Genomic DNA, 26,879 nt, shown 5'->3' on the forward strand with positions numbered 1-26,879 from the left:
CTTCCCTCCCTTACCACAATGGAATTTCTTCGTTTATCTCAATACGTGTTACTTTTGAGTTATCGTTCGCATTTAACCCGTCGAACTTGAGTGCACCATCTACGCCAAGCGTCAAACGTGCTGCTCCGTATGATCCAACTGTAGTGCCTCCAAAAGTAGTTATACCGGATGGTTTTTGAGCAAAACGAGCAATGATAGTCTCGTTCGCTGGTATTCCTTCGAAAGACCCCCGAAGATGTAAAGAGTTTAGACGTATCGAGAATTTGAGTGGATTTCCGGCAAAGTGTTTTGTTGTTCCAGTAACAAGTGTGACTTGATTCCAAGTGCTGTTTAAGTCTTTTTCGGATAACACTCGATCCCATCCTTTGAAACCTTGGGCATGAAACGTACCGATCCAAGTTATGTTATCAAAAGACCTTGTAGCGATAATGCACTTATAAACTACTTCATTTTGTTCATATGCCGTCTCCAACACATTGATGTAATAGAAACTCGTATCATTATCTACTGGTGCATTCAACAATTGTGCCCCCATGTAAGGACCTGTAGGTAGGGTGAATATGTCGGTACCATTCGGTACCCTTGCAACTTTACCATTGTTAGGCGTGAGTTTATAAAGCTGTCCGTTGTTCCATTTATCTTTTTCGCTCTGGGTTATTTTATCTTTTTCATTAAGGGCACGTGTCCAATCAGCCCATGTAGAATCTTGATTGCGTACTCTGTAAAACGAATCCTTACCGTTCGTGTCATATGCAGTCTGTAAAAGAGTACTACCATAACTTATCACTATCATGAATGACCTATTAACTGCTGGTGGTCCATTTAAACCCTTGTTATAGATAAGATAAAGACCGGTATCAGTTATCTCGTTGTAATCTGTGGTCTCACTTGTCCCTTTATAAATGGGCTTACCATTACTTTGGGTCAATCTAAATAATTGACCATTATTCCATTTGTCTTTTTCTGCTTCTGTAACATGGATTTCGCTATTCTTAGCATGTTCATCCGTATATTTCTTGGCTGCTAAAAGTGCTGCGTCTACTTTAGCCTGTGATCCAGTAGTTGTTTCTTTTGCATCCCATGATTTTTGTTTTGCTTCTGTGACATGCAACTTTGTATCCTTAGCGTGTTCATCTACTTTACCTTGTGCGCCTTCTTTAGTCTCGATCTTATCCAAGTCCTCAAACTTGGCCCTCAGATCATCAATCGTTTGTATAGACTCTTCGTAAAGCTCATTTATCTTTGCTCTTAAAGCCTCGAACTCGTCCACATAGTGTTCTGTGATTGGGACAATATCTTGATCAATGAGGGACTTTGAAATGTTAAAAGAGAACTGATGCACGGACATAGATTGATCATTTGTATAATACAAATTCAGCTCAGCTTGTACATTTCCATAATGCTTGATCTCTTTATCTGACAAAACGTACTCGGCGTGACCATTCACTCTATCAACTATCGTTACGTCTCTAATGAATCGGCTGCCGTCGGCCATAACTAATACAAGTTTTCCCGTGACAGCTGCTAAAGGCAACGGCGCGCCATCTTTCGTGAGTTTAAATACCAACCGTGCTGTCTGACGATCCTGTGTCCAAAAATTGATATTGGTTGTAATGCTTGAACTGGTGTATGCATTCACATTGAAATCAAGTTTCCCATTTTTAGAAACCATAAATAGCACCTCCTATCTAATAAATACTTTTGCAATACCATAACCCATTTCGGAATCATAAGGCGTTTCAATATTCATCACTTGCCAATTGGACTGACCTTTTGTCGCAACACCGTTTTTAGCTTTGACTGAATCACCAACGTTTACTGTGTCATCAATCCGTACCATGACTTGTCCAACCAATCCAATCACATGCCATTCTTTACGTTCGGCTCTTGACTGATAGGCTTTTGACTTTTCAGGATCATAGTCAGGGTTTTCTATAGGTAAATCTAGCACCTCGAAAATTTCATTGCCTTCTTCATCATAGTGAGCAACTTCAATTTTTTGAGTTATCAAGGTCCCAAAACGATCACGTAAATACTTCCCTTGCCATTCAAATGTGGATTCTCCGAGAACAACTGCAGCAGTATTTGACACCACTCCTAGTAGATAATCACCTAATTGCGCTGGCATAATTTTTTCGCCTTTCAGTGTAACCATTGTACCTGTCGGAATCTCATGACCACTTGCGCTTTCAAAATACTCCGCGTAATCCGAAAGAGAAGATCCGCCACGTACTTGACCTGCACTCGTGATGTTTCCTGATTTAGATGAAATTTGCCATTTAAGATCGTTGTATCCCCCTGAAATAGTGTAACTCTTTGATTGTTTGACATTATGTGATGACAAGATTGTACGGGCATATCCATTACCCTTCGTGTGGCTGTTGTTGGATGCGATGACAGCTTGTCTTGATCCTTCGGTTGACGATCCCGCCCTAGAAGCTAATACACTATTTGCAGGACCTTTTGTTTTACATGAACCCGTAGCAGCAATGACCGCGCTCGAATCTGACAAAGCGTGTCCTGACGTTGAACCAGCAACCAATCCACCTTTTAAGCGTGTCGGCATCTGCTTATTAGTATTTTTAGCTAGATCTGCTGCTTTGCTATAGCCATTTGCGTGTACTCCTACAATCGTTGTTTGTGTATTAGGTGAATACACCCCAATGTTGCCGTTAGAATGAATAAGATTTCCTGCCATCAGTTTGACTGAATAGACTCTTCCACCTATCCCAATCCCTATAGGTGCGGAATTCTCGATATTAAAGTTCGTGATAGTAACATCATCAGCTCTTTGCGGGCCACCAAAAACTCGAACATCGTGAGAAGCTCTTTTAAAGCCAGTGACTGTTAAACCATTGATATCCACCCGTCTACTTTTGTATTGAATAGCAACAACTGGATTCCCTTTGTAGTCATAAGATGGATTACCTATAGCTGTAAAATTAGTGACTTTAACACGATGGTAAGCAGATACCACAAGCGCTCTAGGCGATAACCCCTTGTACATATCGTTAAATACAGGCTCAATCGACACACAATTAGTAAACGACACATCACGCGCGGTCGTACTTTGCGGATCAGACGCACTGTGGTGGCCTATGTGTCTTGCATCATAGCTCCGCACATCTCGATACGATACATGATCTGATACATGAACATTTTGAGCCGCCGGCCATTGTGCATGTGCTTTGACCTCTACTCCTCTAATGTTCCCGCTTGTATAAGATCCGTTCACCCAAACATTTCGAGAACCATCATCTATCTCAATACCGTTTGAATTTGCTGTACCCTCTTTATGTGCTTTTCCACTCGGATTGGAACAATGACATTTATCAATAAAGATGTACTCGCTGTAATGAGTAGTGATACCGTCATCACCGTACCCACTCGCCTCACAGTTCTCAATCCAAATATATCTACATCCATCTTTTGTATAATTAGATCCTGATATATTGTAAGATGGTGCGGTGAAGTCAAAACCATGTAATCCCGGATTAATTGATTGAACATTTTTCACCCAGCCAAAATGGACTTTGACGAAAGTTAATGCACTTGAGGCAATGCCGCCCGTTGCCCTCATGCCGCCCTGTCGATCACGATTCCAGTCTAACGAAAAACCATCAACATAAATGTTTTTGTTGCCGCTATGGTCTTTGTTTGTTAAAAGAATCGTGCTGGCAGGTGCATCATCATGAAGTTTAAAAGTAGTAATCCCTTTTCCCTGTCCAATCAATGCTGAATTAGAAGGAATACGGATTCCACGAACGATGTATACGCCGGCAGATGCTTTTACTCGAACTCGCCCGTTTCCAAACGCCTTTTTAAAAGCCTCTGTAGAGTCTGTCTTTCCATCGGGTACGGCTCCAAAATCGTCCACATTTACCTCACGCTTAAATCTTTTTTCAATCTTTGCAAACTCGTAGTCTAAGCGATCTTTGGCCGTCTTGTGTATACTTGCATCCATTGCGACTCGTATATCTACAACCTCTTTTACGTCCTTGCCGTCATGATTCAGCACAAGATTTGTAATTCTAGCCCACATATTTTCTATCCTATTTGCAACAGTAAACAAGCCATGTTTAATTTGACTAGAAGAGTGCGCTTTTTCATGGTTCTTATGAGAGTGTAATTCTGTAGCGTTTTTATTAAGCTCGTTTTCAATTGTCTTCATATCCCCGCGCAATTGGGATTCATAGACTGAATTTCTTGTCGTATCGTAATCCTTTTTAAGCCGGACCAATATATTCACTCCTTTCGATTCCAAAAGAAAAAACGCTTCTAATTGAGCGTTCTCATCAATTGATCTATATATCTTTTTTGCTGCTTAATCTGCCGCGCCTGGCTTACTTGATAATCCTGAATATCTTTTCGGAAGTTAGCGAAAGTCATTTTAGGACTGTCATAAGGATTAAGGGGGTTATAGGTTACAGACACTAGTCTTACATCGTCTTCAAACGTGATCCCGTTCGCCGTATCAGCAATGACATGTATGGTGTCACCCTTCCAAAAATCCTCTTCTATGCCTTGTAGTGCTGGCTCATAGATATACTGATACTCTGCCTCGACGACCACATCAGGATACGGGTTTACATGCTTTTTCAAAGCAGATACCATGTTGCTTGCTTTTTTTACTGTGTCATCTCTTATCGGCTCACCCCAGCGCGGCTTACCCTCGATCAAAAATTTATCTTCGGCAGGATGAATGTATAGGATTGGCTCGAATTCGTATTCAGGCTCTTTCTCCTTTTCATCCTCGTTCGTTTTTGTATCAGTTGATTTAGTCTCACTTTTCTTAGCTTTCTTTTCTGCACCGTAACCCCATGCGCGAGTTGACGTGTTTTGATCATTGATCTTCAACTTAAAGCCTGGCATATTGTATCGGCTGTCAAAAGTGTAATCTACTACTCTTCCCATCTTTTTATATACATAGATGACGTAGTTGTTTACATCAAGCTCTATTTCATAGTCATCAACAATCTGATCCATTAATTCGATTCTATTCTTTTCGCCGAAGCCGTCTTGATCAACGGTATCAAATGCTGATTCTTTTTCTTTCAGGACATACTGAAAAGGTGTATCCGCAAGTGCAATGTCTAGCGCTTCTTTAATGTTGAGTTTCTTTGACGTTTTTTCCTCGACCCTGCTATTTACAAGAAGAACAGTGTACACATGATTGGCCGTTACCTTTTTCTGCAGCACGTTTTTTCTGCTTTGATCAAGTTCGATATCTGTAATGTAATATTTTTGATGGTTGTAAACTTTTTCATCCAGGTACAGTATGTTCCCTGTAACAAGTAAATCAAATTCAGTTCCGTTATCCTCAGTCCGCAATAGGGTAAAGGTGAAACTCTTCTTACCTGTTGTATCGTCTTGAAGCTCCAACACAGCGCCGACGATTTCCACAAGCTCTTTGCCGTCTTTGGTTGAGACATGCAGCTGCCTAAAATCAATATCAGAAGGTAGCCCGTCATTTAACTCTACATCCTTGCCCTGATACTCTTTACTTGGATAAGAAGGTTTAGTTGGTGTTTCAGGTTCGCTTGGTTCTTCTGGAACATCGGGAACGGTTTCGCCATCGTACTTAGTCAGATTGTATTTTTCAATGATGCTGTTGAGTTTTGACGGGTAATGTATATCAGTAGCGTACCCAGCTTTTGAAACTGCTACAGTAGCTTTTTTGTAATCTTTTTCACCGACCACTGCCTTGTAACGACTCAAACGGGTGTATAGGCTTCCAAGATCTGCTAAACTCTCTGCGTATGATGGATACTTTCTAAACTTAGCTTGTATCCTTGTAACGTTCCCCTTCTTATCTTGCTCACTTGTCCACATAAGAACATATTTACCGTTATATGTCCCTTTAATTCCAAACAAATTATTTGCTTGTTTAGAAAGACCACTCGTCCCAAAACCACTTTCTAAGCACCCTTGAGCAATGACAAGGCTTGCAAGAACGTTGTATTTTTTGTAAACCTTTTGTGCTCCCGGTGCCAGTTTTTTGATAAAATCAGCCGCAGCCATGACATCCCCCTTTTACGGAAAATAAAATCTTGTATCGAATACAATTTCAAAGTCATTTGTATTCTGTATCTCAAAGTCATTCATACCTTTATCTAAGGATGGCAGCCTTCCCGACGTTTTCAATCTTTTATTACCGACAACGGTATACTGTTTCAGGTTTCTAACCTGCTGGGACTTTTTCAGTTCGGCTTCTATTTTCAATCTTTCGTTATTCGTGTGATTGATAATCGTTATGTTTTTTCCCTTTGCGTTAAGCAGCACATTGTAATCATGCTGCAGTGGATTAATTGGTACGCCGGGATTGAAAACACTAAACCGTTTTTTGTTTTTAAATCGGTACTGCAGATCGTCGCGCCTTTGGATACCCATTCCTGAAAACCATCTCTCGCCGGAAAAATTCTGAGCGCTTAAAGACGTGCCTTTTGACTCTGCTAACCCTGTGATATTGTTAAAATCCACCTGAAAAGATACCTGGTTTTTTTGCTTGTCTTTGGGTATTTGAAACCCTCCGTCACACGTAACCGCAAAACGTCTCCCAGGAAGCAGATCACATGAGATGTAATACCAGGAGGGCTGAACAACGAGATCATAAAACTCGTGTCTATACTGATAAAAGTTTGCCGCGATTTTAGCATCAAGCAATATCTCAACCTTGATAGACCTTTCTTTGTACACTATGTCGCGTGGATGCTGCGTCGGTACAAGTCCGTTAAACCTAGTTAACTGTACAAGCTCCCTGTCAGTGCTCGGCGCATCAGGCGCAAAGCTAAGTAACTTAAAATAGGGCAGCAACCCCGATAAAGGTTGCTCCCCCATTCCGTCTCTGAAATCAAAATACAGATCCATTTATCTTTTCAGCCCTCCTTTATAGGCGTTCTGCTCATATTTTTGAGCGCTCTTTTTATCTAGTATGGATGTGTCTCCTTGATTAAAAATGATGTCTGCTAAATGCTCACCGCCAATAATGACAGGTGCAGGATGGATTTTGATTGTTTGCCCTGTAGCACTTACGCTTTCATTGTTCGTTTGTAGATTATTTGATAGAAGACTAATAAGGGCATCTAGCTTTTGGTTTAATACAGGCGTATCAATCTCATTTCTCACAGTCAGTTCAGCGCGCATTGTGTTTATTTCATCTGCTGCTCCCTGGATGTTAAAAGCCATTCTATTAATTTCAGACTTAAATGACGACATAGCACCTTGCGCCATAGATGCAGTGCTTTTTTTCACGTCTTGAGCTTTTTCATCAAGGCCTATAATGAATCCATCTCCAAAGTTTGCACCTTCTGCAATAGTCTTTTTAGCCGGAGATTTAGACTGTATAGAATCTTTCAGTGAACGAATTGCCACTTTACCGATAGCCCAAGCAGCTTTCCACACCGAACCACCTGCACCAGCCACACTACGGATACCGTTAGCGAAACCTGTAGAAAAATCAGCACCGACACTGTTTGTTTTGACACTTGATAAGCCTTGTTTTCCCGATTGTGCTACGGTGCTACCCGAATTACTAGCGTTTCCGGCTTGACTGCGGATGCCAGATGCAAATTGAGTCCCTGCTTTTTGTCCGCCTCCACCATCGGTTGTTTTGGCAAGCTGGGCTGTTGCTGTCGCGCTCACCGAAGATGCTGCAGACGTATTGGCACCCTTTGTGCTTGTTATTCCCGCACTGTGGCTCTTTCCTTTTGTTGCACCTGCTTGAGTAGCTTGGGTCGTATTTTTATTAAGATTGGATAATGCCGTTTGGTTTACGCTGCTTGCTGCCGTGCTTGTGCTACCTTTTGTTGAGCTTATACCTGCACTGAATGATTGGCCCTTTTGTGAACCGGATGTTTTAGCTCCTGCATTGCCTTCACTTAGCTTTTGCCTAAGTGCTTGCTGCAGCACTGTACCACTGTTAGATACGTTAACTTTTGACGAACTGATACCGTCACTAAACGATTGACCTTTTTCTTGTCCTGCAATTCTAGGGATGCCGTTTTCCTCACGTAATTTAAGATCCAATGACTGTTTTAGAATAGAACCACTCGCCAATGTATTTGGTGTGGCATCTATTAGACCATCAGCAAATTCATCGCCCATTTTCTTTCCTGATTCACGGGCGGATGTTGCGCGGTTGAATTCGTTTTCTATCTTTTCAATCGCTTCATTTGCTTTGCTCGCGGACTCTTCTGTAGAACGGCCCAACCCCTCGTTAAACTCTATGAGCGCTTTTTTCGTTTTTTCTAATGCTTCTTCTTTGCTATCTCCAAGTTTTTGCAAGAATGCTACTTGTTTTTCGGCCCATCGTTCTTGGTACTTCGCTTCACTTTCTTCCATTTCAACAAAGATTCCCATTGAATTACTGGAATATTCTTTTTGCTTTTCCAGGGCTTTTCCCGTTTCCAAGTCCAGTAGTTTTCCATCTTGAGCCATTTGATCAAATAACGCTTTTGAATTGTTTTTATACGCTTCTAGGTTCTTAGCAAGAGCCTCTTGGTAATCGGCATTTGATTTTTCTTTGAAGGCTTTATAACTTTCAGCGTTTTCCGCATCTTTCACCATTGCTTCATCTAAGATCTTATTTCTATAGTCTCGATCTTCTTTTGCTGCCTTCTGTCCTTCTTTGTATATTTCTGTGATTTGATCATTGTAACTTTTAGCATTTTTAAAAGAGAGTTTATTTTGACTCTCGGAAACTCTCTGCTGGATAGCTAAAGCATCCTTTTGATTAGCTGCAAATTTACTCGTTGCCTCTTGATAGAATGAAACAATGCTTTCAAATCGTTTCTTTTGAGAAGCATTCATGTTTGATGATAATAAATCTGTTTCATCCTTCAATTTTTTGAGTTGACGCATCTTCTCTCGAACATTTTGAACATCTTTATCAATGTTCCCGACTAGTTGATCTGTCACATCTTCTCCGATTTTCTTTGTCTCTTTATCCTGATCTTCAAATAATCCTTTGAGAACTGCGATTGCGTCTGTTTTAAATCCTTCTAGCTCTTTAATCAAAGAAGAAGACATTTCTTGATAGGTAGTCAATAGATTGCTTGCCATCTTCTCTGCTTCTTTTCCTGAAACCTGTGTTAACTGAAACAGTTGTGAAGTGGCTCTTTCACGCAAGTTGACGTATGATCCGGCCGCTTTTTGTGTCGCTTTAGAAACGCCCTCACCATATAGAAGAGCCGATTCTTTCGCTTCTTCTTGTTGTTTCTTTTGGTTTTTAAGCTGCTCATTATACGCATATGTCGCTACGGCAATACCGCCTAATAATGCCGTTCCACCGACTATTGCAAGCCCCACTGGACCCGTAAATGCTAAGAGCGCACCGATACCCATTGTGAGCGTTGCGACTGCTGTTGTGGCACCCAAGACACCCGTAGCAAACAACGCAGTTTTAGCAACCGTTTGGGCTGTGGCAGAATCCATTTTGTTAAACATAGAAACGATGTCTGCGCCTTTTTCAGCTAGGTTACCAAGCGCAGGAAGTAAACTTTTAGTTAGTTTGATTTTTGCTCCTTCTACAGCAGAATTAAAGGCAACGATGCTGCCTCGTGCATTATCTAGCATCGTATCTGCCATATCTTGAGCAGCACCGTCTGATTCCTTCAAAGCCTTTGTGTTCTCTTTTAAAGCCTTGCTGCCTTTTTGTAAGAGAATAGCCCAATGTTTATAAGACTCAGCGCCTACAATGGTTTTAAGGGTTGCGGCTTGCTGCTCTTTCGTCATGCCTTTCATGCCCTTTTCCATTTCTGCAACGACTTCCGGCATGCTTTTCATATCTCCGGCCGCATCAAAAAATGCGAAGCCTAAGTTATCAATTACCTTCTGAGCTTTTTTTGCAGGTGTTGCCAGACGAATCAATGATGTACCAAACGCTTGACCTGCGATAGAACCTTGTAAACCTGCATCACCAAACGCCATGACTGCGGCCGCTGACTCTTCTAACCCCCAACCTAGAGAATTGGCGTTAGGTGCAAGGAACTTCATAGCCTCTCCCATTTGTTCTACGTTGGTGTTTGCGTTAGCAGCACCGTATGCAATTACATCCGATGCGTGACCTGCTTCCTCAGCTTTCAAGGCAAAAGCCTGCATCATATTAGAGGAAATGTCGGCGGCGGCAGCTAAATCTAGTTGACCTGCAGCTGCTAAATTCAACATACCTGGCATGGCTGCGTAAATATCGTTTGCTTTAAATCCAGCCATAGCCAGGAAACTTTGTGCGTCTGCTGCTTGACTAGCAGTAAAAACTGATGTTGCCCCAAGATCCATTGCTTGTTTTTCTAGCTTTTTTATTTCTTGGGCTGTACCACCTGAAATAGCTTGGACCTTACTCATTTGCTTTTCAAAGTCCATACCCACTTGTACTGCATCTTTTAGTGGGAGGGCCAAGCCAGCAAAAGCAACACCCGTAGTCATTGCTACCGAAGCACCCGTACTTCTCATTTTGTTGCCAACTGTATTCATTCTTTGGCCCATTTTATAAAGCGATGAGGATGTTCTTTTTATCTCAGCTTCCATCCTCTGAATTTTGTTGGTCGTTTGTGTTAACGCGTTTTGCGTTTTATTCATTTCAGCTGTTGCATAGTTCAGTCGGCGGGCTAGGGTTTGCGTTGATTCAGCATCCTTTCCCTTCTTGATGGCTGAATCTGCATACGCTCTTTCAAGCGCTTTGACCTTCATTTTATGCTGGTCTAATTGCTGTGAAAGGGTTCTGACTTTCGTTTGTGACGTTTTCAGTTCATTGCCCCACACACCAACAGCAGTCTTATTTTTTTCAAACTCAGACTTTATGTTCTTCATTTGAGTTGAAATTGCTTTCATTTCCCCGTTAAATTGGGACGAATTAGAATACAGCTTTACTTTAATGTCTTTGCTCAATCCCTCACCACCTTTTTACAGTCCAGGTATTTGATCAATGTATAAAGGCTTATCCGATGCTGCGGCGTTCTTACTTGGCTTTTCCTTGCTCGCTTCTTTTCTTCGCGCAAGACGTTTCAGATGGTAAACAATGTCCATCTCATCTATCTGATTTTGAGTAAAGCCAATGTCCTCTAATGCGTTATACATATCAAGGACAGCATCGGACAAACTTACTCCCCCGGCTCTGCTTCCTCTGCAGTTTCAGGATTCAGGATCTTGCTCGCTTCAACGATATTTCCGATAACATAGTTTGCAGTTGCGTAGATTGTTCTAGTTAAAAGTCGTGAATCAATGCCTTGTTCAAATTCTTCTGCTGTAAACTTGTTTCCGAAGACTTCGCAGATAAACTCTGATTGTGCGCTTGTATAAAGTCTTTCAGGATCATTTGATTCAAAGTCTTCTGTTACTTCTACCGCGGTTCTAAACAAAGCACCTGTGATAAAGCTAGGTGTCGAGAACTTCTTTTTCTTGCCATTTAAATGTAGTTCTATTGTCATTGCTTCCATGTTATTGCCTCCCGATTACAAAATAAAAAAGAGCGTTATTAAACGCCCTTTCCGATGTCTACTGAACTTGTGGAATCCTCTGTATCTTTTCCTTTTGCAAACGACGCCCCGTCGTATACAACTTGTTTAAACCATTCATCGGGATCAAAGCCTTCGTCGAACTCAGCTTGTGCCTTCCAACGGTTTTTCCCCTTCTTATTTTGAAGAGTCATGAAACCTGCTTTAAATTTTGCTGTTTCAGGATCTGCTTTACCTTCTGTCGTTTTGTTTTCGTTAGCCATCAATTCAGGAAGTCCCTTTAAGAACCAATAATATCTGTGCCCGCCTGTGGATGTTTTCGCTCTAAACCCGAAAGCCAAGAAAACCGCCTTATCATCAGAGCTGGCAAAAGAAATCCCATTCTCGACCTTGTGACCGAAAATTTTGTTTTGCACCTCAATAGGTAAATCTGCTATTTCAGCTTCAAGGTCAATGTCACCCATGTTGTTAAAAGAATCAAAAACTCCGTTATCGGCCCAAAATTTAGACTGCTCTGATTTAGGATCGACTTTGACGTTTACAGCTCCTGGCAGTCTTTCAGGCTTTGCATATTCAAGTCCTTTATCGTCGTCTTGAATCAGCTCAGCATAATGAAACATGTCTAATCCGTAGATTGTTTTCCCCATCTGTTTTCCTCCTAGAAAAATGTTTTGACGTACCTCATGCCTCTGTGAAAGATTTTTGTATCTGTTTCGTAAAGATCCACTGAATCATATCTTCCGTAACCTAAATCTTTCATAAGGCGATCTATTTCTTTCGCTATTTCTGTTTCGTCTTTCCGTGTGTCTGCTTTTGAAAATATGCTTAGTTGGAACCGTACCTCACTTGCTGCCGAATGGTTGTCTCTGTACTCCTGATCCCTATTTGTAATCTCTGAAAATACAACCCTGGGGAATGCGGCCACATCATCGGCCACAAGATTATGAAAACCACCTGTGACAAGCTGCTTTAATTCATTGTTTTTTATTAACGCTGCACTCAATTCTTTCTTTGCATCAAGACTCATTTAATAGGTGCCGTGATAATTCTTTCCATGATTTTCACAGCTTGTCCCTCCCCTTCGATTCTGGCTTTCTCGATGAATGGATGTGGCGGCATTTTTGACGTGCCCCATTCTAAAAAGCGACCTCTGTAAGCGACTTTTTTATTCGGCCCAACCGAAACAAACAGCTCACCGTCTTTTGATTCTCTTGTAGCTGAAACGGTGATGTTATCGACCATGTGAGGCTGATTTTTTGAACTCTTATTCACGTTACGTTTTTGGTGCTCTGCTATTACTTCTCCGCCAGCTTTAAGAGCGACCTTTTCAGCTTTTTCCACGTCGTCACCAATTTTATTAAAATATCTCGTTAAATCTTCGAACCCTTCAATATCCATATCAGCCATTTATGCCGACCTCGTTACAAGTAATTTCAAGCTGCTTCTTTTTATTTTCAATGTCGTTGTAATCCATGACATCAAAAGTGCGGTAGATCGGCTCTCCTGCCTCGTCTGATCCAGTTTGATGAAGAATACGCATATCTTGAGCAACGTCTTCTCTGTATCTAATTGTGATTTTCTTCGGTGACTTAACCCCTAGCGCGCCAGCAACAAGCGTGTCTGACTTTGATCCGCTAAAACCTTCGATAGTTCCCCATGTCTCAAAGACATTTTCATAGGCTTCATTCCATTTCAGCTCGTCGTCCTGCATCCTTTTCTTTTTCTGGAAGATTAACCGCCGATTCAGCTTGCTTATCTTCATCATCCTCTTCTACCTCCACATAGCGAAGTTGAGTTAGTTGATCCCGAATAGTAAAAGGGATGGATGAGCCGGAAACGCCTGACTCATACACCCCTCGATTTTCGTACCAATGAGCAACAAGCATGCCTGTTACAAGTGCATACTGCGCATTACCTTCTACATACCGTCCTATTCCGTTTTTGATGTATCCCTTTGCTGCAGTAATTAAGGTTTTAAGCAAGGCATCATCTTGGTCGGTATCAATTTTTAAATATTCATCTTTCAGCATTTTTAAATCCATAAAAGACCGCCTACTTATTCGGTATTTTCTTTACCCTCTATTTTGTCGACTCGCGACTCTAAATCAGTGATCATTTTTTGCACTTCTGAATTGATATTGTCCCATTTAACGCTACCTTTACCGATTGTCCGTGAGTTCACAGATCCATCGCCTAAATGGTCGTTTTTAATAGCCCCCGTTTCAATTACTGCGGAATCTCCTTTGTCACCTTTTGGGCCTTGCTCTCCCGGATCGCCTTTTGGACCTTGAGGACCAGTATCACCTTTTGGTCCTTTTTCACCTTGCATCCCTTGAATGAAGAGAGGGTTTTCTTTACTGTTTCCTTTTACATAAACAGGCGTGATAGGCTTACCGTCTGTCCCCTCCTCTGCAGATGTGTATACTCCATTACTTTCAAACAAATAATCTTTAGCCATGATAGATCAATTCCTTTCAATTATTATTCTTTGCTCAGTTTACTTTGCAGCTCTTTTATTTCGTCTTCCATTCCCTTAAGCCTAGTTTCAATAGACGAATTAAGATGCTCCGGCATGATGCTTCCTGTCCCGATGTTTGCCGACCGGACAGCTTTTTCAGCCAACATTTCATGAGTAACGCTTCCTGGTGCAGCTGATCCGCCGCCACCTAGACTCACTTCCTGGCCGTCTTTGACGATTTTTCCACCTGCTAATTCTAAAACACCACCGATGACAGTTCGATCCCCGCCGTCAGTGGTGTAGTTTTTCGTCACTCGCATGACTCTTCACCTCATCTCGATTTACTCGTTTATTGACAATTGACCGTATACTACTGCTTCTTTATCCCAAGCCACAACGTCTTCACGTTCAATCGCTCGTACTTTCGTTGTGTTTGTTTCAAATGATCCTGCTGCAAGATTCGTATAGTCGATAGACTGTTGCTGTCGATCAAATAAAACAACTGCCTCTTTTAAATCCCCAACGATTACAGGTGCTTTCCCTGCTTTTGTTTTCAAGACTTTGTTTGAGATCACCACCACGCGGCGACCAAACAGCATTTTGTTTGTCGGCTCGGATGGAATGTCTTTGAGTAGATATTTGCCGTCCGCGTCTTTCAATTGATCAAGATAGTTGAAGCCATCCTGATTTGTCATGATGATCGCCCCGGCAGAAATGGCAGTATCTAGCGTAACGTTTAAAGTCTTTTTAATGTCATCCAGGCCTTTAAATTCAACCTTTTTCAAATCGTCAAGGATTTTCAGGATAAGTGCATTTCTTGTTGCGACTGATTTTTTAACGAACCATTTCGCGACATATGTCATGATCGCTTGATCTGTATCTTGCAGCAATGTATTTGAAAGTGGTAAAAGCCCCGCATAGTCAGTGATGGTATATGTTAGTTTTGTAAACTTAGGCTGGTCTGTTTCTGGAATGTTTCCCATTTCCTCGATGTCTTGGAATGGTGTCATGTCTCCGTTTTTTTCAAGCATACGGCTACCTGATCTTGTTGCCACAGGCTCGACTGTTACATATTGCTCAAGTTGATGTAGTTGCTCCCGCTTTAACTCTTTAATAGTTCTTGAAATATCTTCGGGGATCAGGATTCCGCCATCTTCTTCGTTTTTTCCTGACATCGCTCTGAATTCAGGATTTTCTAGGAATTCACGTTCTTCATGTGTTAAGGATTTACCTCGAAGAGACTTCATGAACAATTGGGTGAACTTCTTTTGACGTTCCTCTTTATCCCCTTCGGCTCCTTTTCGCCCCTCCGGGTTACGTTCTAGCTCCGGCACAAAATTTTCACCGCCAGGTAAATCAGGCACGTCAAGTGATCTTCCTTCTACCATCAGTTCAATTTGATTCTTGAGTTCTCTTACTTCATCAAGAAGCTGGCGCGCTTCCTCTGTTTTTCCTTCTGCTAGTGCTTTATCAGCATCTTCTTTCTTTTGCGTAAACTGCTGACGTAATTCAATTTCTTTTTTAGACATTTGTATTTTTCCTCCTTATTGAATGCAAAAAAGCCTCACTCTGGAAGATCAAGGCTTAATAGCTCCAATTCAATTTTTAAAATTTCATCTGTTGGTACGCTTCGTTGTTCTTTCATTTCTTCTACTTTCTCTAAGCTGCGGGCACCTACTACAGCTTCGGTATCGCTATACGCTGGTGTCGTTACAAGAGATATGTCATATATGCGGTGAATGTTGTTTATTCTTCGTTCGTATATGTCCTCGTTTTCGTTAATTCTCCATTCGTCGGGTTCGTCTCCGTTGTAATCCAACGAAAAGGCAAAAGAACATTGATTAATAACGCCACTGCGTATATTCTCCATGAGATCGCGGGCATATGACGTGTCTGACGGTTTAAATCTGAATTTAAGACCTATGCCATCTATTTCGAGTTCAAGCCGTCCTGACTCCCCTGAAACGGTATTTCTCGCTAGGGGAAAATCCTCTCGATGGTTAAAAAGTGCAATGACGTTTGATAGATCGGTAGATTCTAAAGCGTTCCTGCTTATGATTTCCTTGAACCATCCCAAACGCTCGGACCATTTTTCAAATTTCAAAGCATAGCCTTCCACATATTCGGATTGTCCTTCACCATCGGAACGGATCTCAATTGGCGTCGTGAGCAGCCGCACTTCTTTTTCTTTACTCATTCTTGCTGTCACCTCCCTTCATGGCTGATCCCGCTCTTAAGCGTTGGTAATCTTCCATGAATTCAAGGAATACATAGTTGAGACTCGCAAGATATTTGTCACCATGCTCAATTGGGTTTCTTTCCATCAAGTCACGAACCTCATTTTTATTTAATATTCCTGATTCGATCATAAATTTGAAATACTCGGCTTGAGTTTTACTATCGCCGCGCAGCTCACTATCAACATTGAATTTTACATAATGGCCCGCTTTTTGATCATTGTCAGTAAACAGCTTAATATTTAATTCCTGTTCAAAATTCACGATCCACGGTTGCAGTGTATTTTTTACGTATTCCAAGGATTGATGCTCAATATTTGAAAATGTGGCTTTATCTAATTCGTTGATCTTGTGCAACGGAACTTTATAAATCATGGCAATTTGTGCCTTGTTAAATTTCATAGATTCTACAAACTGCGCTTCTTGCAACGGCATAGCAATAGATTGATATTCAAGACCATTATCAATAATCGCTATGTTTTCACCTTGATTGACCCGTTTCCATTCTTTTCTGACGTTCTCTTTTGGCTTTTCATCCAAGAAAGAAGGAACCTTTAGAATACCTCGCGGCGTGGCTTCATTTTTATACAGCTTGGCGTTGTATTTCGTTGCAGCTGCTTGAGCGCCTATATGCTCTCGCACTACCCCAATAGGCGACTTGCCATGTATGCCATCCGTAGATAATCCTTTAAAGTGCAACACTTGGTGTTCATATAGTTCCGTCATTCTTCCGTTTACAGTGGTTTGGTACCAAAGCATTCCTGATTCGGGATGTATATATGCGTTCGTCGCATCTGGCCGCAACGGGTAAAGATTTTCAGGGAAACCATGTGCTCCAAATTCAATCATCGAATAGGCATTTCCCCATGTGAGGACATGCGTCATCATCAGTTTTTTCCACACATAAGCTGTCATGTACGGGTTTGGCCTTGCGTAGATTGCATAGGCAGATGGATGATTAGGGTTTCTGTTGACTCCTTGACTCTCTTTTTTAAATGTGTGTATCGGTAGCTTTGCGATGTCGTCAGACAAGACATTGACACATGCAAAAATGTCCGGCTGCACAAGCGAATTGCTTTCACTGACTCTTTCACCGCTTGCCGTTTCTCTGCCTCCGAATAGATTGATCAGCTGACTGAAACCGTCTAATGTTGTTGAGTCGGATCGTTTTTCAAAAAACTTGTCTATAAACAATTATTTTCACCTCTCTTTCTGCCGCGCGTGACTTGACAGCAGGTAGGCGTAAAACATAAAAAATACACCCGTCAGAAATAGACCGATGTTTGTATTTACCCGATACGCTGCCAGCAGAATAAAGATGCACCCTCCGATAAACAGCAAGTCATTTAAAATCATCTTAAAAAAAACAATAAATTTTTTCACTCTCTCACATCCTAATCCTAAAAACTGAAATCTCCTGAAAAGTGTTTGTTTAAGTCAACGTTTGCACCCATATCGTGATACATGGCCCTAGCAAAAGCATTCATAACGGCTGCAGCTGGATCTATTCTTTGAGGTGATTTCGCTTTGTCTAGCATGATGTTTTCTTGTGGATCTTGTTTAAGGATTGCATTATTATACGCAAAAGTGAGCAATGGGTCATTCGCATGAATGACCTTACCCTCATACACCTTTTGTCGGTAATCCTTTGTCGGTAAAGAAAGGTGATGAAACCTTGGCGGTATTTCAACCATATTAAACCCTTTACTTTCAAGCCTTTGTGCTAAGTGCAGCGCATTCCACTTGTCGTATCCAACTTCCATGACTCTCAGTTTGTTGACATGGGCAAATTCAATTATCCACCTTTCAACAAATTGATAGTCAACTGCCTCCCCTGATGTGAATGTCATCCAACCTTGATCACGCCATAAATCATAAGGCACTTTATCAGTAGCCATTTTCTCTTTTGCCTTTACCTCTGGAATGAAGGAATGTTGACCAACATAATAAATATTATCCATCACACCTACCCAGCCAACTGACGTCAAATCCATTGTCATAGATAAATCTACACCAAGATAGATAGCCATTTCTTTTAGATCGGGTATTTCACCATGACAGGCCCGCCATTTAGACATTTTCATATAGCCATTGTCTTTTTGATCGACCCAGCGATCCATGTTTTTTGTAAGGAAACTTCTCATTTTTTCAGGCACTTCGAGAGCCGTTTCTAAATCTGATCTTAGAGACGTCATGCCTTCTTCATAAGTTGCAACGATTGGGTTTGCTTTAATCCAGTTAGATTCATCTTTAACATCATCACCAGGATCAAGCTCACAAATCAATACAAAATAATCTTCTTTTTCCGTATCTACATCAGGGTCAAGTATTTTACTTGTATATTGATACTCTTTAAAACAGGGACCGTTTAAGTTATAACCAGCAGTTGTAATAATTACCATAAGGGGGCTTCGTCTCGCTACCATTCCACTATTGAGTACGTCATAAATCTCACTTGTTTCATGTGCGTGATATTCGTCTACAATTCCTAAAGATGGGTTTTTCCCGTCTCCTACCTTTCGAGCTTCCCTTGAAAGAGGTTGAATTATGGAATTTGTATTGTGTTTCTTAATCTTTCCGTTGGCATCCGTATATTTCCCCTCTAAAATCGGCGCGTGATGTAGTTGTTCAAGGATTGCTTGATATACTTCATCTGATTGATCCCTCGACCAACCTGCAATAAACACACGATGTTTTTCTTGAGTTGGGAAGATCTCATACGAAGCCATTATAGCCAGTAGTTGCGATTTTGCATTTTTCCTAGCTAACTGGATATATACTTTTCTGAATCGTCTAGCGCTATTCTGTTTTTTGTAAAACCCATAGATATTAGCAGCCATGAATAACTGAAAGTCTGTCAGTTCAATCGGCTTACCAGCTAATATCCCTTCGACATGATTAAATTGCTTGGCCCATTCATAGAAGTCTAAAACTGATTCCGCATCAAAATAATACGGGCAGTCTTCTTCTGCTAGCCGCTCTACGTCTCTTATGAACCTCTCAACAGCCCACTTATGCTTCTTTCCTGCTTTTATTTCCCCCGTTTGGATCTTTTCACAATATGACCATACACGCTCAATTAAAAGCTCTGCGGTCATTTCCTGCGTTACCATTACATGCGCCCTCCAAAGCGTTCTTCTTCTTTTGACTTCGGTTTCCCATCATCTTTTTTCGGAATGACAAGTTTGCAGCGTGAGGAAATGGTTAATCCTAAATCACTTGATGCTTGTCTGCATTGTTTAAACAGTTTGTCTTGATTTATTAGAAGATCACTATACTTTTGGCTCGCTACTTCAATCAGATTACCGTCCTCATCTTCAACATCAGTTATAACAGGTGTTCGAAGTATGATTTCGGTAATTTGTAGGTATTGTTTTCGAGCAAACAAAAAACGGGCAAGCGCATCAACATCTAAATTTGTGATAATTCCGATGTTTTTTAGCTCGTCCGCTATCTTTTTGAATTCTCTTTTTAAGTCTTTCGGTAAGTAGGAAGGAGCTTTCACTTTGTCATCTGGTGCCTTAATTTCCTGCTCTCTTCTTTCTGCAATCTCTTTCTTGGTAAGGTTTTTCTTCCCTTTCACTAGTAACAAGTCAACTGGTTGTCTCGGTCTTGCCATCCCCTCACCTCCTTCCGAATTTTCATTTAGGGAATTTCTCGCGATGTTGAGGGAGACGCGGTCTACGACAAATCGTTTCTAGGGATTTAAGGTAGGGGGGCTTCCATCTCCCGCCTTAGTTGATCCATGTCTTTTTGACAATCAACTTGCGCTTCTTTGATTTTCTTTTTATACATTTTGAGTAACTTCTCTGATCTCGCACTCCGAAGAACAACGAACAGTTTTCTGATCCTGCTTTGCTTACGTCTGATCACTTCGTCTGTAAAGTAAGATGTGTATTCAGTTAGACATCTAGGACATTTAATATAATGTCTCTTCACTCCATCACTCAACTTCTCAATCTTTGAGTTACCTTGGATAAGAAGGGAGATACCGCATTGATCACACACGCATGTTTGATTAACCATTCCCAAACCCTCCATCTTCTTTAGCGGTCTTCCTACTGTGACAGGACGCACACAGTGGCTGCCAGTTAGAAGAATCCCAGAATAGTTTTTTTCCTCCCTTATGTGGCTTGATGTGGTCCACCACTGTAGCAACAATACGCTTACCTTGTAACATGCAAGACTGACACAAAGGATGCTTTACTAGATAACCTTCACGCGCTTTACGCCATCGGCTATTATACCCACGGCGTGACGATGATTCACGAAACAGATCATATGAAGGCTTCGATGTCTTGTGCTGCTGGCAATATCCTTCACGCGTTAGTTGAGGGCAACCAGGTTCATTGCAGGGTTTTAGTGACTTCTTCATGCAACGCTTCTCCCTGTTTATACTCAATCCGTTTTTCACTTGGTTTCTTACCCTTAATCCCAAGCGTCCGCAGATTAATATAAGTAGAGCCAACTGTCTCAAATCCGCCCGTTTTCCAATTGAAATCTATATCAATCCGCCCTTCCAATGGCTCTCCATTATGGATTACCTCTGGGACTGAATCTAATTCCTTAAGAGTGATTTGAAGCAATGGCGGCTGTTCAAACGTCCGCGGCTCAAGGTTCTCTGCTTCTTCTTTGGTCATCAAGGTTGGGATTCCTAAACCTTTAACCGTTGTTCCGTGTTTAATGCCTGCATCATCTTTTAGTTCTTCGTACGGATTATAGAATGAACTCATGTCAACAAAGAACCCAGATACTGTTACACCCTTCTCTCTTAAAATAGTAATGGTTTTTTCCTGTACACCCTCTTCAATCAGTACAGTATTTAAAAGAGTGCTTCTTGTAGCGTTAGTCTCTCCAATTACCCTTATACTTGGATACTCTTTTGCGTAGCTCTCAACTATTAAATCCTTGACAACAATCGGCAATTCTTTAATTTTAGCAAGATGTACAAGTGCTTCCGTCTTGCCGATTCGCCTTGTTTTTCTATTCGTAACAATCAAAGTCTTTTTAGATAATGCCTCATCCAGTTGATCATAGATGCTTCTATAAGATAAGTTTAAATACATTTCTCCACACTCTCCTTATAATAAAAGCACCCATCCATTGGAAGGGCGCCTCACATTTATTTCTTCACTTGATGCTTGATGAGGTTGTTATACTCTTCAAACCACTCAAGGGGAATTTCTGATCTTGCTGATATTCTTCGTTCAATAGCTGCTACAAGATCTTCTGCTCTACGTTCATCATGTATAAACTTAGGGATAATACCTAAAGGCGGTTCCTTTACCATGTCATTCACGCCTTTATTTCCTCCTCATTGATATGAATTACTTCAATGGCATTTTCCTTCAACCATTGAAATTCATAGCAGTTGATTATTGGATTTCGATAATAGCCCGGCAGTAAAATTAAAATTGTTTCGCTAGGATTTACCCCGTCTAGCTTTGCCGGATTCATTGAAACAAATTGTGGATATTTATATTGTGGGAATTTCTTTTTTAAATCTTGCCATAGCGCTCTTGCCTGACAAGTGTTTGCCCCTACGATGAAAGTCCTTGTGCGTTGTTTTGAACAGCCTTTTAAGATTAAGAGTTCTACCACAGATAACTCCTCCATATAAAAAACACCTATCCAATGGAATGGCGCCTCACATTTATTTCACTCGTTTAGAATAATTTAATTTCTACACCCTGCACTAAGGAATAGATAAATTCTTTCTCTGTCGGATAATTCTTTTCAACGATTTTTGTCAAAGAAATCAAATCGTTGGTGTCAATAGGTAATAGTCTGTTGACGCCATCTTTTTTTGAATAAACAATAATGTTCTTATTTGTCATTCTCTTTTCTCCTTACTTATTGGTATAATATTCCTATATGTTTAGATAGGAGGTGAAAACATGAGTGATGTTAAGTCAGATATTCAAAATACATTGAATGACATGATGATCATTAGTAAAGCGCTGCAAGATCTAAAACAAGAAAGTCTTAGTCTAAATAACATAAAAAGTGAAAGGTTTGATGTTATTTTTTTAGGTGAGAAATTTAATACAATTTATTCAGATGAGCTTCGAGAAGTATTAGCCCGTCATTACAATCTTGACCTTCCACATGAGGCTTTGTTAGTTGTTATTCCACAATTATGTAAACATAACAACATGCAAATTAAAGCATTAAAAAATCTGCAAAATCTTAACAAACTAGATGAGAAACCTTCTTTATATCAAATAGAACTATTTTGAATAGCAATATATTTTAGATTAGCTCTGGGATTCACTAACGGTTGCAAACCTAGAACAGATCTTGCTTCATTAATTGAGATATTTCCAGAATTAATATCATTCAAAAGCTGTTCAGCTTGCATCCGTTCATCATCAACCTCTGTTGCCGCAGGGGTTGTTTTCTTTTGTTTATCGCTCATACCATTACCTCCTGATAATTGTTTGGTATCTATATAAAAAAGCGACCTCCGCAATGGAAGCCGCCCTATCAATTTATCGCATAATACAATATTACAACCTTTTTCACGTCATGCTGCGCCAAAATTCAGCCAAAAACACGCCACTTTTACGCCAAAATTCAGCCAAAATAAAAAACACCTCTAAACGGGTGCTTTAAATACAACTTCATTGAGAGCATAAGCGAGATCAAGAAATGTCTTTCCTTTCAGGCGTGTATATGATCTTTCACTCATGCCAATTTCATTATAAACCTGGTAATCGAAAACAGGTTCTTGCTGCATATAACGTTTTATAATGATCTGTCTTTCATAAGCCGGGAGACGGTTGACAGCCTTTTGTACTCTTTCAAGATATGCATTTCGTTTCTGTTCCCACTCAATACGTTTCATGGCCGTACTCTCTGTAGATGAATGAAAAGCATTCGTCACAGATGGCGGGACGATACTAAATCCGGCCGTTATTTTAGGCAGCATATCATCGGGAACTTGAAGAAGATACAAACGATAGTTGTCGAGAATCTTTTCAACTCTTTTTCTCGTTTCCTTTTTATCTATTACAGGCGGTTCACCCAACATCAGCGTATCTCCTTTCTCCCGATCTCAATTCCTCTACCTTTCGAGCGATCTTTTTTCTTGCCCTCTCTATATGTTTTTGGACTGACCCTTTTGCTATACCATGAAGTGCGGCACATTTACTGAAAGATAGGTTATGACCAACAACAGTTATATAAATCTCTTTCTCCTTATCCGTCAACGTTGACATGACATAATCGAGTAAATCTAGTTCATTTTCGTTTACTCCATGCGGGTCAGGTTCGGGAACGTGATATTTTGAAGATAAAGCGTCAAGCACTTCTAATGTTGTGAATACTGTACGTTGATAATAGGAACGTCGATCCATGTCACGCCTTGCACTTGGTTCTCTTTCTGTTTCCATCCACTCGACCGCATATTCTAAGTCATAGATCATTGAGCGGTACATTTTCTTTTCTCCTTCGTCTTTAGATGCTGCCAAACTCCTTTCAGTTTCTTTTAACGCTGCTTTATATTCCTTGATTAAATCTTTCAAAATACCACCCCCTTTTATTTGCTTTTAAATGACCCTCCACGCCCTCTTTTATATGTAGGGCGGTAAATACCCATGAGCGACTTTATATCTTCTTCTGAAAGCTCCTGCGTGTGATTTCGAGTACATTTGTTTTTAGGAACGTCAGTTCTTTTTGTTGGCATAGATTTATAACCCGCTTTTATAAAAGCAGCTCTCAACGTTTTCATTTTGGTTTCTCCTTTTCTGAAAATAAAAAAAGGGACACCAACCACACAGCGCTTATGCTGTCATGATCAGTGTCCCCCGGCTTTCCGGTAGAACGGTTTATTTGAATAACTCGCCTTCATTGAAACTAACACGAGTTACTTTGTTGTCATGTGTAACGATTTTTATTTCACCATGAGCTGGTAACTGTGCATATCTCGCTACGCCATCAGATAAAACAAAAACAATAGGCTCTTTTCCTGTGTTCTCAATATCTATAATTTTACTTGGAATGTCTTGTAATCTCAAGTCTTTCATTGCCTCCTTAATTTATATACATGACCGCTAAAGCTGACAGTGACCCGAACACAACATAAAAGATTAGTAGTCGCTTTGTCATTGATGCACCTTCTTTTGATTCATATGCCCGATTCCTCCAATTGAATTTTTGTATGATAGTTCTTCAAATGCTTATTCATTTTTTCTTTAAATTTTGGCTGTAGGTAAAAAAAGAGCTGTTCTTCTTGATCCGTCATTTTTATCACTGCCTTTTCGTAAACAAGAAATTCGATCAGCAATATAAAGGCGTACTGATTGTGCTTTATCGCCTCTTTATACCAATCTTTGACCGTCATGACGACGGACCATGATCCAAATTGACAAATTTCCCGAATTCCTTGATGAAAGCCAATGACACAGTGCCGACAGGACCATTCCGCTGTTTTGCTATGATGACCTCAATGATGTTTTTGTTCTTTGTTTCTTTGTCGTAATAATCATCACGATAGAGGAAGCCGATAACATCAGCGTCTTGCTCGATCTGCCCCGACTCTCTGATATCTGACATCATAGGGCGTTTCTCCTGACGTTGCTCGACACCACGTGAAAGCTGACTCAATGCTATGACAGCAATATCTAATTCCCTTGCCATCTGCTTGAGCATACGGCTTATTTCTCCGATTTCTGCTTGTCTGTTTCCTCTGTGGACTGGATTCCCGACGATCAATTGCAGATAGTCAATAATGATCATCATGTCCTTGCCTTCAAATTCCCTTTTCATCTTGCGAGCCTTCGCCCAAATGTCATTGACAGTCATTCCAGGTTGATCAAATATTCGTAGAGCGGCACTATCTAAGACTCCGTTCACTTTGCTAAGACTGCTCCACTCATCAACATTTAAATTACTAGCTCTAATGGATTGAGCGTTAATGTTACCTATACTAGACTGCATTCGTTTTATTAATTGCTTACGTGACATTTCAAGCGAAAAGATGCCAACCGCTCCACTCTTATTTAGATTGATTGGACTTTCCATAAAGTTTTTCGCAACGTTTAAACAAAAGGCGGTTTTTCCTACGGATGGACGGGCAGCGATAACAATTAATTCTTGAGGCTGAAAACCGGACGTCATTCGATCCAATTCAGTAAATCCGCTAGGCATACCAGTTACATCACCTTTAGGCGTTTCTAACTCTTGATAGATTTCAACAAGATCGTTATTGATAGACCCGTCATCGTCCGTGCCTGTCGCATCCTCTAAACTCATGAGAGAGCTTATACCCTCTTGTATAGTTTGACTCGTATCGTCGGTACTCGAAGATTCTTTAAGCGAAGCGCCAACTTTTGCTATTTCTCGCTTTTTCCAATAATCAATAATTAGATTTTCATAAAATGCTTGTTTAGCTGTAGTGATTGAGGCATTCATCAATTCAGTTAAGTATTTTCTTCCACCGATTCCATTTATATTTTCTCGTCCCACATGCTCAATAACTGACACTATGTCAATAGGATCGCCGTTTTTATCAAGCTCTTGAAAGGCTTTAAAAATGGATTGGTTTTGCTGTCGATAGAAATGAATTGGCTTGAGCTGTGAATATTTAATCAAGTCCGGCTCTTGTAAGATAGCGCCTAGATATTGTTGTTCTGCTTCGTCGTTGTAATAAAAAATAGTTCCTGTCATGACGGATCACCTATCCCAAGCACCTTTCGTATCTCTGCTTTATGCCGCTCGATCTGCTCTAGTTCTTCCTCGGTTGGTTTAGCCTTGTCCATTTCAGAAAGGTAGCTGTGAGTTTCCTCAACATTGGGTATGGCTGCGGATCGGTCTTTCCTTGCTTCTTTTGCTTTGATTAGATCAGCAACTTTGGGCGGAAACTGATTGTATTTCACATAAACGATCAAATTCGCCTCGATCTTCTCGTAATTCTCGGGCTTTAAGATTCTTGCCCATGCATCTAGCTTTGTTTGATCAAACTCAAAATGCTCGTAATATGTCTTGATTAGTTTTAACAATTCAAGTGTCTCTGCTTTAGTCATCTGTCAAATCAAACTCCTTTTCATTCAAGACAGGGCTTTTTCTCTTTGCCTCTTCATGGCTCGATTTTATTCTCACGACCAAATGGTCAAATTGTTTTCTTAGACGTGCAGGACTCAATATATTCGCTTTCCAAAAGGTATCTTGTTGTGTCCAGTCGATCAGGTATTTGACTTGTTCATCTGTCCGCTTGTCGATCTGTCTAATTAACCTAAAATCACTCGCCCATTTTTCAAGGTTCGGTTTCTTGGCTTGCGGATTATTTTCAAGCATTTTTTGATAAAGCAAATTAGCATTCTCAAGGTCACAAGGTTCGTACTTGTGACGAGAATTATTTATATTCTTTTCATTCTTATCATTCTTTACATTCTTGTTTGTGGTCATTTGATGGTCATTTGATGGTCTTTTGATGGTCAGACTGTTGTCGTTTTCGGAAGCCCCATCTTGATAAATAGCCCAATTATCAATGCTTACAATGCTGAATTTGTTGGTCTTTTTTATTGTCAAATATCCCATTTCTTGAAGCTGTTCCAACCAACGAAAAATTGTCTTTTCTCCCTTTACCCTGTCCTTAGATTTAAGACCGGTATTGTACATGTCCATCAAAGCAAAACGACCTGTCACAAAATCACCTGGCTTTAGCTTCACTTTTTGTCTACCCACTATCTGATCATGTTCCGTATGTGAAGCCTCTGTTAGACATATTAGCCA

At 40.6% G+C, this 26,879-nt stretch carries 36 protein-coding genes; 1 reads left to right on the top strand and 35 read right to left on the bottom strand.

Annotation, left to right across the window (positions count from 1 at the left end):
- Positions 1-10: 10 nt before the first annotated feature.
- The 26 genes from MHI11_RS16620 to MHI11_RS16745 form a co-directional block, all read right to left on the bottom strand.
- Positions 11-1,672, bottom strand: a complete 1,662-nt coding sequence (locus MHI11_RS16620; RefSeq protein WP_340961620.1) for a BppU family phage baseplate upper protein — start codon at positions 1,670-1,672, stop codon at positions 11-13.
- Positions 1,673-1,684: 12 nt separating this feature from the next.
- Positions 1,685-4,240, bottom strand: coding sequence for a peptidase G2 autoproteolytic cleavage domain-containing protein (locus MHI11_RS16625; RefSeq protein WP_340961622.1), 2,556 nt, complete (start codon positions 4,238-4,240; stop codon positions 1,685-1,687).
- A gap of 38 nt (positions 4,241-4,278) precedes the next feature.
- A complete protein-coding gene (locus MHI11_RS16630; RefSeq protein WP_340961626.1) occupies positions 4,279-6,021 on the bottom strand; it encodes a phage tail protein in 1,743 nt (580 codons plus the stop codon).
- Between the two features lie 12 nt (positions 6,022-6,033).
- Positions 6,034-6,867 carry a phage tail domain-containing protein gene (locus MHI11_RS16635; RefSeq protein ID WP_034665788.1) on the bottom strand — a complete coding sequence of 278 codons (834 nt, stop codon included), beginning with the start codon at positions 6,865-6,867 and terminating at the stop codon, positions 6,034-6,036.
- A complete protein-coding gene (locus tag MHI11_RS16640; protein WP_340961629.1) occupies positions 6,868-10,884 on the bottom strand; it encodes a phage tail tape measure protein in 4,017 nt (1,338 codons plus the stop codon).
- Positions 10,885-10,899: 15 nt separating this feature from the next.
- Entirely contained in the window at positions 10,900-11,094 is a 195-nt protein-coding gene (locus MHI11_RS16645) for a hypothetical protein (RefSeq protein ID WP_017367766.1), read from the bottom strand.
- Between the two features lie 2 nt (positions 11,095-11,096).
- Positions 11,097-11,432 carry a phage tail assembly chaperone G gene (gpG, locus tag MHI11_RS16650; RefSeq protein WP_060596927.1) on the bottom strand — a complete coding sequence of 112 codons (336 nt, stop codon included), beginning with the start codon at positions 11,430-11,432 and terminating at the stop codon, positions 11,097-11,099.
- Between the two features lie 38 nt (positions 11,433-11,470).
- A complete protein-coding gene (locus tag MHI11_RS16655; RefSeq protein WP_340961632.1) occupies positions 11,471-12,097 on the bottom strand; it encodes a major tail protein in 627 nt (208 codons plus the stop codon).
- An 11-nt stretch (positions 12,098-12,108) separates the two neighbouring features.
- The gene (gene gp17 / locus MHI11_RS16660) at positions 12,109-12,477 is read right to left on the bottom strand and encodes a tail completion protein gp17 (protein ID WP_340961634.1); all 369 of its coding nucleotides are present in this window, start codon (positions 12,475-12,477) and stop codon (positions 12,109-12,111) included.
- Positions 12,474-12,857: an HK97-gp10 family putative phage morphogenesis protein gene (locus MHI11_RS16665; protein ID WP_340961636.1), complete on the bottom strand. Its 384-nt coding sequence runs from the start codon at positions 12,855-12,857 to the stop codon at positions 12,474-12,476. Before MHI11_RS16665 ends, gp17 begins: the two co-directional genes overlap by 4 nt.
- Entirely contained in the window at positions 12,850-13,215 is a 366-nt protein-coding gene (locus MHI11_RS16670) for a phage head closure protein (RefSeq protein WP_340961638.1), read from the bottom strand. The genes MHI11_RS16665 and MHI11_RS16670 overlap by 8 nt, the downstream gene beginning before the upstream one ends.
- Positions 13,133-13,492 carry a head-tail connector protein gene (locus tag MHI11_RS16675; RefSeq protein ID WP_340961640.1) on the bottom strand — a complete coding sequence of 120 codons (360 nt, stop codon included), beginning with the start codon at positions 13,490-13,492 and terminating at the stop codon, positions 13,133-13,135. The genes MHI11_RS16670 and MHI11_RS16675 overlap by 83 nt, the downstream gene beginning before the upstream one ends.
- Before the next feature lie 14 nt (positions 13,493-13,506).
- A complete protein-coding gene (locus MHI11_RS16680) occupies positions 13,507-13,908 on the bottom strand; it encodes a collagen-like protein (RefSeq protein ID WP_340961642.1) in 402 nt (133 codons plus the stop codon).
- Positions 13,909-13,931: 23 nt separating this feature from the next.
- Positions 13,932-14,228: a hypothetical protein gene (locus MHI11_RS16685; protein ID WP_340961644.1), complete on the bottom strand. Its 297-nt coding sequence runs from the start codon at positions 14,226-14,228 to the stop codon at positions 13,932-13,934.
- 21 nt (positions 14,229-14,249) lie between these two features.
- On the bottom strand, positions 14,250-15,437 hold the full coding sequence (locus MHI11_RS16690; RefSeq protein WP_340961646.1) for a phage major capsid protein: 1,188 nt from the start codon (positions 15,435-15,437) through the stop codon (positions 14,250-14,252).
- A 35-nt stretch (positions 15,438-15,472) separates the two neighbouring features.
- A complete protein-coding gene (locus tag MHI11_RS16695; protein WP_340961648.1) occupies positions 15,473-16,105 on the bottom strand; it encodes an HK97 family phage prohead protease in 633 nt (210 codons plus the stop codon).
- The gene (locus MHI11_RS16700) at positions 16,098-17,339 is read right to left on the bottom strand and encodes a phage portal protein (protein WP_340961650.1); all 1,242 of its coding nucleotides are present in this window, start codon (positions 17,337-17,339) and stop codon (positions 16,098-16,100) included. Before MHI11_RS16700 ends, MHI11_RS16695 begins: the two co-directional genes overlap by 8 nt.
- A gap of 6 nt (positions 17,340-17,345) precedes the next feature.
- Positions 17,346-17,528, bottom strand: a complete 183-nt coding sequence (locus MHI11_RS16705; protein WP_340961652.1) for a hypothetical protein — start codon at positions 17,526-17,528, stop codon at positions 17,346-17,348.
- A gap of 17 nt (positions 17,529-17,545) precedes the next feature.
- Positions 17,546-19,258 (bottom strand): terminase large subunit, encoded by a 1,713-nt coding sequence (locus MHI11_RS16710; RefSeq protein WP_340961654.1) that lies wholly within the window; start codon positions 19,256-19,258, stop codon positions 17,546-17,548.
- On the bottom strand, positions 19,258-19,764 hold the full coding sequence (locus MHI11_RS16715) for a phage terminase small subunit P27 family (RefSeq protein ID WP_340961656.1): 507 nt from the start codon (positions 19,762-19,764) through the stop codon (positions 19,258-19,260). The genes MHI11_RS16710 and MHI11_RS16715 overlap by 1 nt, the downstream gene beginning before the upstream one ends.
- An 86-nt stretch (positions 19,765-19,850) precedes the next feature.
- The gene (locus MHI11_RS16720) at positions 19,851-20,171 is read right to left on the bottom strand and encodes a transglycosylase (RefSeq protein ID WP_340961658.1); all 321 of its coding nucleotides are present in this window, start codon (positions 20,169-20,171) and stop codon (positions 19,851-19,853) included.
- A complete protein-coding gene (locus MHI11_RS16725; protein WP_340961660.1) occupies positions 20,164-20,520 on the bottom strand; it encodes an HNH endonuclease in 357 nt (118 codons plus the stop codon). Before MHI11_RS16725 ends, MHI11_RS16720 begins: the two co-directional genes overlap by 8 nt.
- Positions 20,492-21,211, bottom strand: coding sequence for a hypothetical protein (locus MHI11_RS16730; RefSeq protein WP_340961662.1), 720 nt, complete (start codon positions 21,209-21,211; stop codon positions 20,492-20,494). The genes MHI11_RS16725 and MHI11_RS16730 overlap by 29 nt, the downstream gene beginning before the upstream one ends.
- Before the next feature lie 56 nt (positions 21,212-21,267).
- A complete protein-coding gene (locus tag MHI11_RS16735; protein WP_340961665.1) occupies positions 21,268-21,444 on the bottom strand; it encodes a hypothetical protein in 177 nt (58 codons plus the stop codon).
- Positions 21,441-21,761 (bottom strand): hypothetical protein, encoded by a 321-nt coding sequence (locus MHI11_RS16740; protein WP_340961667.1) that lies wholly within the window; start codon positions 21,759-21,761, stop codon positions 21,441-21,443. The genes MHI11_RS16735 and MHI11_RS16740 overlap by 4 nt, the downstream gene beginning before the upstream one ends.
- 50 nt (positions 21,762-21,811) lie before the next feature.
- On the bottom strand, positions 21,812-21,982 hold the full coding sequence (locus tag MHI11_RS16745; RefSeq protein WP_340961669.1) for a hypothetical protein: 171 nt from the start codon (positions 21,980-21,982) through the stop codon (positions 21,812-21,814).
- A 60-nt stretch (positions 21,983-22,042) separates the two neighbouring features.
- On the opposite strand from MHI11_RS16745, the gene MHI11_RS16750 reads away from it, so the two are divergent.
- A complete protein-coding gene (locus MHI11_RS16750) occupies positions 22,043-22,384 on the top strand; it encodes a hypothetical protein (protein ID WP_340961671.1) in 342 nt (113 codons plus the stop codon).
- On the opposite strand, the gene MHI11_RS16755 is transcribed toward MHI11_RS16750, so the two are convergent.
- The 9 genes from MHI11_RS16755 to MHI11_RS16795 all read right to left on the bottom strand — a co-directional run bounded on the left by MHI11_RS16755 (position 22,366) and on the right by MHI11_RS16795 (position 26,816).
- On the bottom strand, positions 22,366-22,563 hold the full coding sequence (locus MHI11_RS16755; protein ID WP_268454767.1) for a hypothetical protein: 198 nt from the start codon (positions 22,561-22,563) through the stop codon (positions 22,366-22,368). The two genes, MHI11_RS16750 and MHI11_RS16755, sit on opposite strands and share 19 nt — an antisense overlap.
- A 180-nt stretch (positions 22,564-22,743) precedes the next feature.
- Entirely contained in the window at positions 22,744-23,178 is a 435-nt protein-coding gene (locus MHI11_RS16760; RefSeq protein ID WP_268507865.1) for an ArpU family phage packaging/lysis transcriptional regulator, read from the bottom strand.
- Complete coding sequence (locus MHI11_RS16765; RefSeq protein ID WP_340961677.1) at positions 23,168-23,671, bottom strand: sigma factor-like helix-turn-helix DNA-binding protein; 504 nt, start codon at positions 23,669-23,671, stop codon at positions 23,168-23,170. Before MHI11_RS16765 ends, MHI11_RS16760 begins: the two co-directional genes overlap by 11 nt.
- A gap of 14 nt (positions 23,672-23,685) precedes the next feature.
- Positions 23,686-23,877, bottom strand: a complete 192-nt coding sequence (locus MHI11_RS16770; protein WP_340961680.1) for a hypothetical protein — start codon at positions 23,875-23,877, stop codon at positions 23,686-23,688.
- Between the two features lie 97 nt (positions 23,878-23,974).
- Entirely contained in the window at positions 23,975-24,163 is a 189-nt protein-coding gene (locus MHI11_RS16775; RefSeq protein ID WP_340961682.1) for an XtrA/YqaO family protein, read from the bottom strand.
- Positions 24,164-24,273: 110 nt separating this feature from the next.
- A complete protein-coding gene (locus MHI11_RS16780) occupies positions 24,274-24,489 on the bottom strand; it encodes a hypothetical protein (RefSeq protein ID WP_340961684.1) in 216 nt (71 codons plus the stop codon).
- A complete protein-coding gene (gene dnaB / locus MHI11_RS16785) occupies positions 24,486-25,814 on the bottom strand; it encodes a replicative DNA helicase (protein WP_340961686.1) in 1,329 nt (442 codons plus the stop codon). Before dnaB ends, MHI11_RS16780 begins: the two co-directional genes overlap by 4 nt.
- Positions 25,811-26,170, bottom strand: a complete 360-nt coding sequence (locus MHI11_RS16790; protein WP_340961689.1) for a replicative helicase loader/inhibitor — start codon at positions 26,168-26,170, stop codon at positions 25,811-25,813. The genes dnaB and MHI11_RS16790 overlap by 4 nt, the downstream gene beginning before the upstream one ends.
- Positions 26,163-26,816: a Replication protein O gene (locus tag MHI11_RS16795; protein WP_340961691.1), complete on the bottom strand. Its 654-nt coding sequence runs from the start codon at positions 26,814-26,816 to the stop codon at positions 26,163-26,165. Before MHI11_RS16795 ends, MHI11_RS16790 begins: the two co-directional genes overlap by 8 nt.
- Positions 26,817-26,879 lie beyond the last annotated feature (63 nt).

Origin of the sequence: Bacillus sp. FSL K6-3312, assembly GCF_038007485.1 — a bacterium.
GTDB classification, from domain to species: Bacteria; Bacillota; Bacilli; order Bacillales; family Bacillaceae; genus Bacillus; species Bacillus pumilus.

What these genes read in the sequence shown, in the direction of transcription:
- MHI11_RS16620 (WP_340961620.1), bottom strand. Translation starts at nt 1,672, where the DNA reads ATGGTTTCTAAAAATGGGAAACTTGATTTCAATGTGAATGCATACACC.
- MHI11_RS16630 (WP_340961626.1), bottom strand. Translation starts at nt 6,021, where the DNA reads ATGGCTGCGGCTGATTTTATCAAAAAACTGGCACCGGGAGCACAAAAG.
- MHI11_RS16635 (WP_034665788.1), bottom strand. Translation starts at nt 6,867, where the DNA reads ATGGATCTGTATTTTGATTTCAGAGACGGAATGGGGGAGCAACCTTTA.
- gpG (WP_060596927.1), bottom strand. Translation starts at nt 11,432, where the DNA reads ATGGAAGCAATGACAATAGAACTACATTTAAATGGCAAGAAAAAGAAG.
- MHI11_RS16655 (WP_340961632.1), bottom strand. Translation starts at nt 12,097, where the DNA reads ATGGGGAAAACAATCTACGGATTAGACATGTTTCATTATGCTGAGCTG.
- gp17 (WP_340961634.1), bottom strand. Translation starts at nt 12,477, where the DNA reads ATGAGTCTTGATGCAAAGAAAGAATTGAGTGCAGCGTTAATAAAAAAC.
- MHI11_RS16665 (WP_340961636.1), bottom strand. Translation starts at nt 12,857, where the DNA reads ATGGCTGATATGGATATTGAAGGGTTCGAAGATTTAACGAGATATTTT.
- MHI11_RS16670 (WP_340961638.1), bottom strand. Translation starts at nt 13,215, where the DNA reads ATGATGAAGATAAGCAAGCTGAATCGGCGGTTAATCTTCCAGAAAAAG.
- MHI11_RS16675 (WP_340961640.1), bottom strand. Translation starts at nt 13,492, where the DNA reads ATGGATTTAAAAATGCTGAAAGATGAATATTTAAAAATTGATACCGAC.
- MHI11_RS16680 (WP_340961642.1), bottom strand. Translation starts at nt 13,908, where the DNA reads ATGGCTAAAGATTATTTGTTTGAAAGTAATGGAGTATACACATCTGCA.
- MHI11_RS16685 (WP_340961644.1), bottom strand. Translation starts at nt 14,228, where the DNA reads ATGCGAGTGACGAAAAACTACACCACTGACGGCGGGGATCGAACTGTC.
- MHI11_RS16690 (WP_340961646.1), bottom strand. Translation starts at nt 15,437, where the DNA reads ATGTCTAAAAAAGAAATTGAATTACGTCAGCAGTTTACGCAAAAGAAA.
- MHI11_RS16695 (WP_340961648.1), bottom strand. Translation starts at nt 16,105, where the DNA reads ATGAGTAAAGAAAAAGAAGTGCGGCTGCTCACGACGCCAATTGAGATC.
- MHI11_RS16710 (WP_340961654.1), bottom strand. Translation starts at nt 19,258, where the DNA reads ATGGTAACGCAGGAAATGACCGCAGAGCTTTTAATTGAGCGTGTATGG.
- MHI11_RS16715 (WP_340961656.1), bottom strand. Translation starts at nt 19,764, where the DNA reads ATGGCAAGACCGAGACAACCAGTTGACTTGTTACTAGTGAAAGGGAAG.
- MHI11_RS16720 (WP_340961658.1), bottom strand. Translation starts at nt 20,171, where the DNA reads ATGGTTAATCAAACATGCGTGTGTGATCAATGCGGTATCTCCCTTCTT.
- MHI11_RS16725 (WP_340961660.1), bottom strand. Translation starts at nt 20,520, where the DNA reads ATGAAGAAGTCACTAAAACCCTGCAATGAACCTGGTTGCCCTCAACTA.
- MHI11_RS16730 (WP_340961662.1), bottom strand. Translation starts at nt 21,211, where the DNA reads ATGTATTTAAACTTATCTTATAGAAGCATCTATGATCAACTGGATGAG.
- MHI11_RS16740 (WP_340961667.1), bottom strand. Translation starts at nt 21,761, where the DNA reads ATGGAGGAGTTATCTGTGGTAGAACTCTTAATCTTAAAAGGCTGTTCA.
- MHI11_RS16745 (WP_340961669.1), bottom strand. Translation starts at nt 21,982, where the DNA reads ATGACAAATAAGAACATTATTGTTTATTCAAAAAAAGATGGCGTCAAC.
- MHI11_RS16750 (WP_340961671.1), top strand. Translation starts at nt 22,043, where the DNA reads ATGAGTGATGTTAAGTCAGATATTCAAAATACATTGAATGACATGATG.
- MHI11_RS16755 (WP_268454767.1), bottom strand. Translation starts at nt 22,563, where the DNA reads ATGAGCGATAAACAAAAGAAAACAACCCCTGCGGCAACAGAGGTTGAT.
- MHI11_RS16760 (WP_268507865.1), bottom strand. Translation starts at nt 23,178, where the DNA reads ATGTTGGGTGAACCGCCTGTAATAGATAAAAAGGAAACGAGAAAAAGA.
- MHI11_RS16770 (WP_340961680.1), bottom strand. Translation starts at nt 23,877, where the DNA reads ATGAAAACGTTGAGAGCTGCTTTTATAAAAGCGGGTTATAAATCTATG.
- MHI11_RS16780 (WP_340961684.1), bottom strand. Translation starts at nt 24,489, where the DNA reads ATGACGGTCAAAGATTGGTATAAAGAGGCGATAAAGCACAATCAGTAC.
- dnaB (WP_340961686.1), bottom strand. Translation starts at nt 25,814, where the DNA reads ATGACAGGAACTATTTTTTATTACAACGACGAAGCAGAACAACAATAT.
- MHI11_RS16790 (WP_340961689.1), bottom strand. Translation starts at nt 26,170, where the DNA reads ATGACTAAAGCAGAGACACTTGAATTGTTAAAACTAATCAAGACATAT.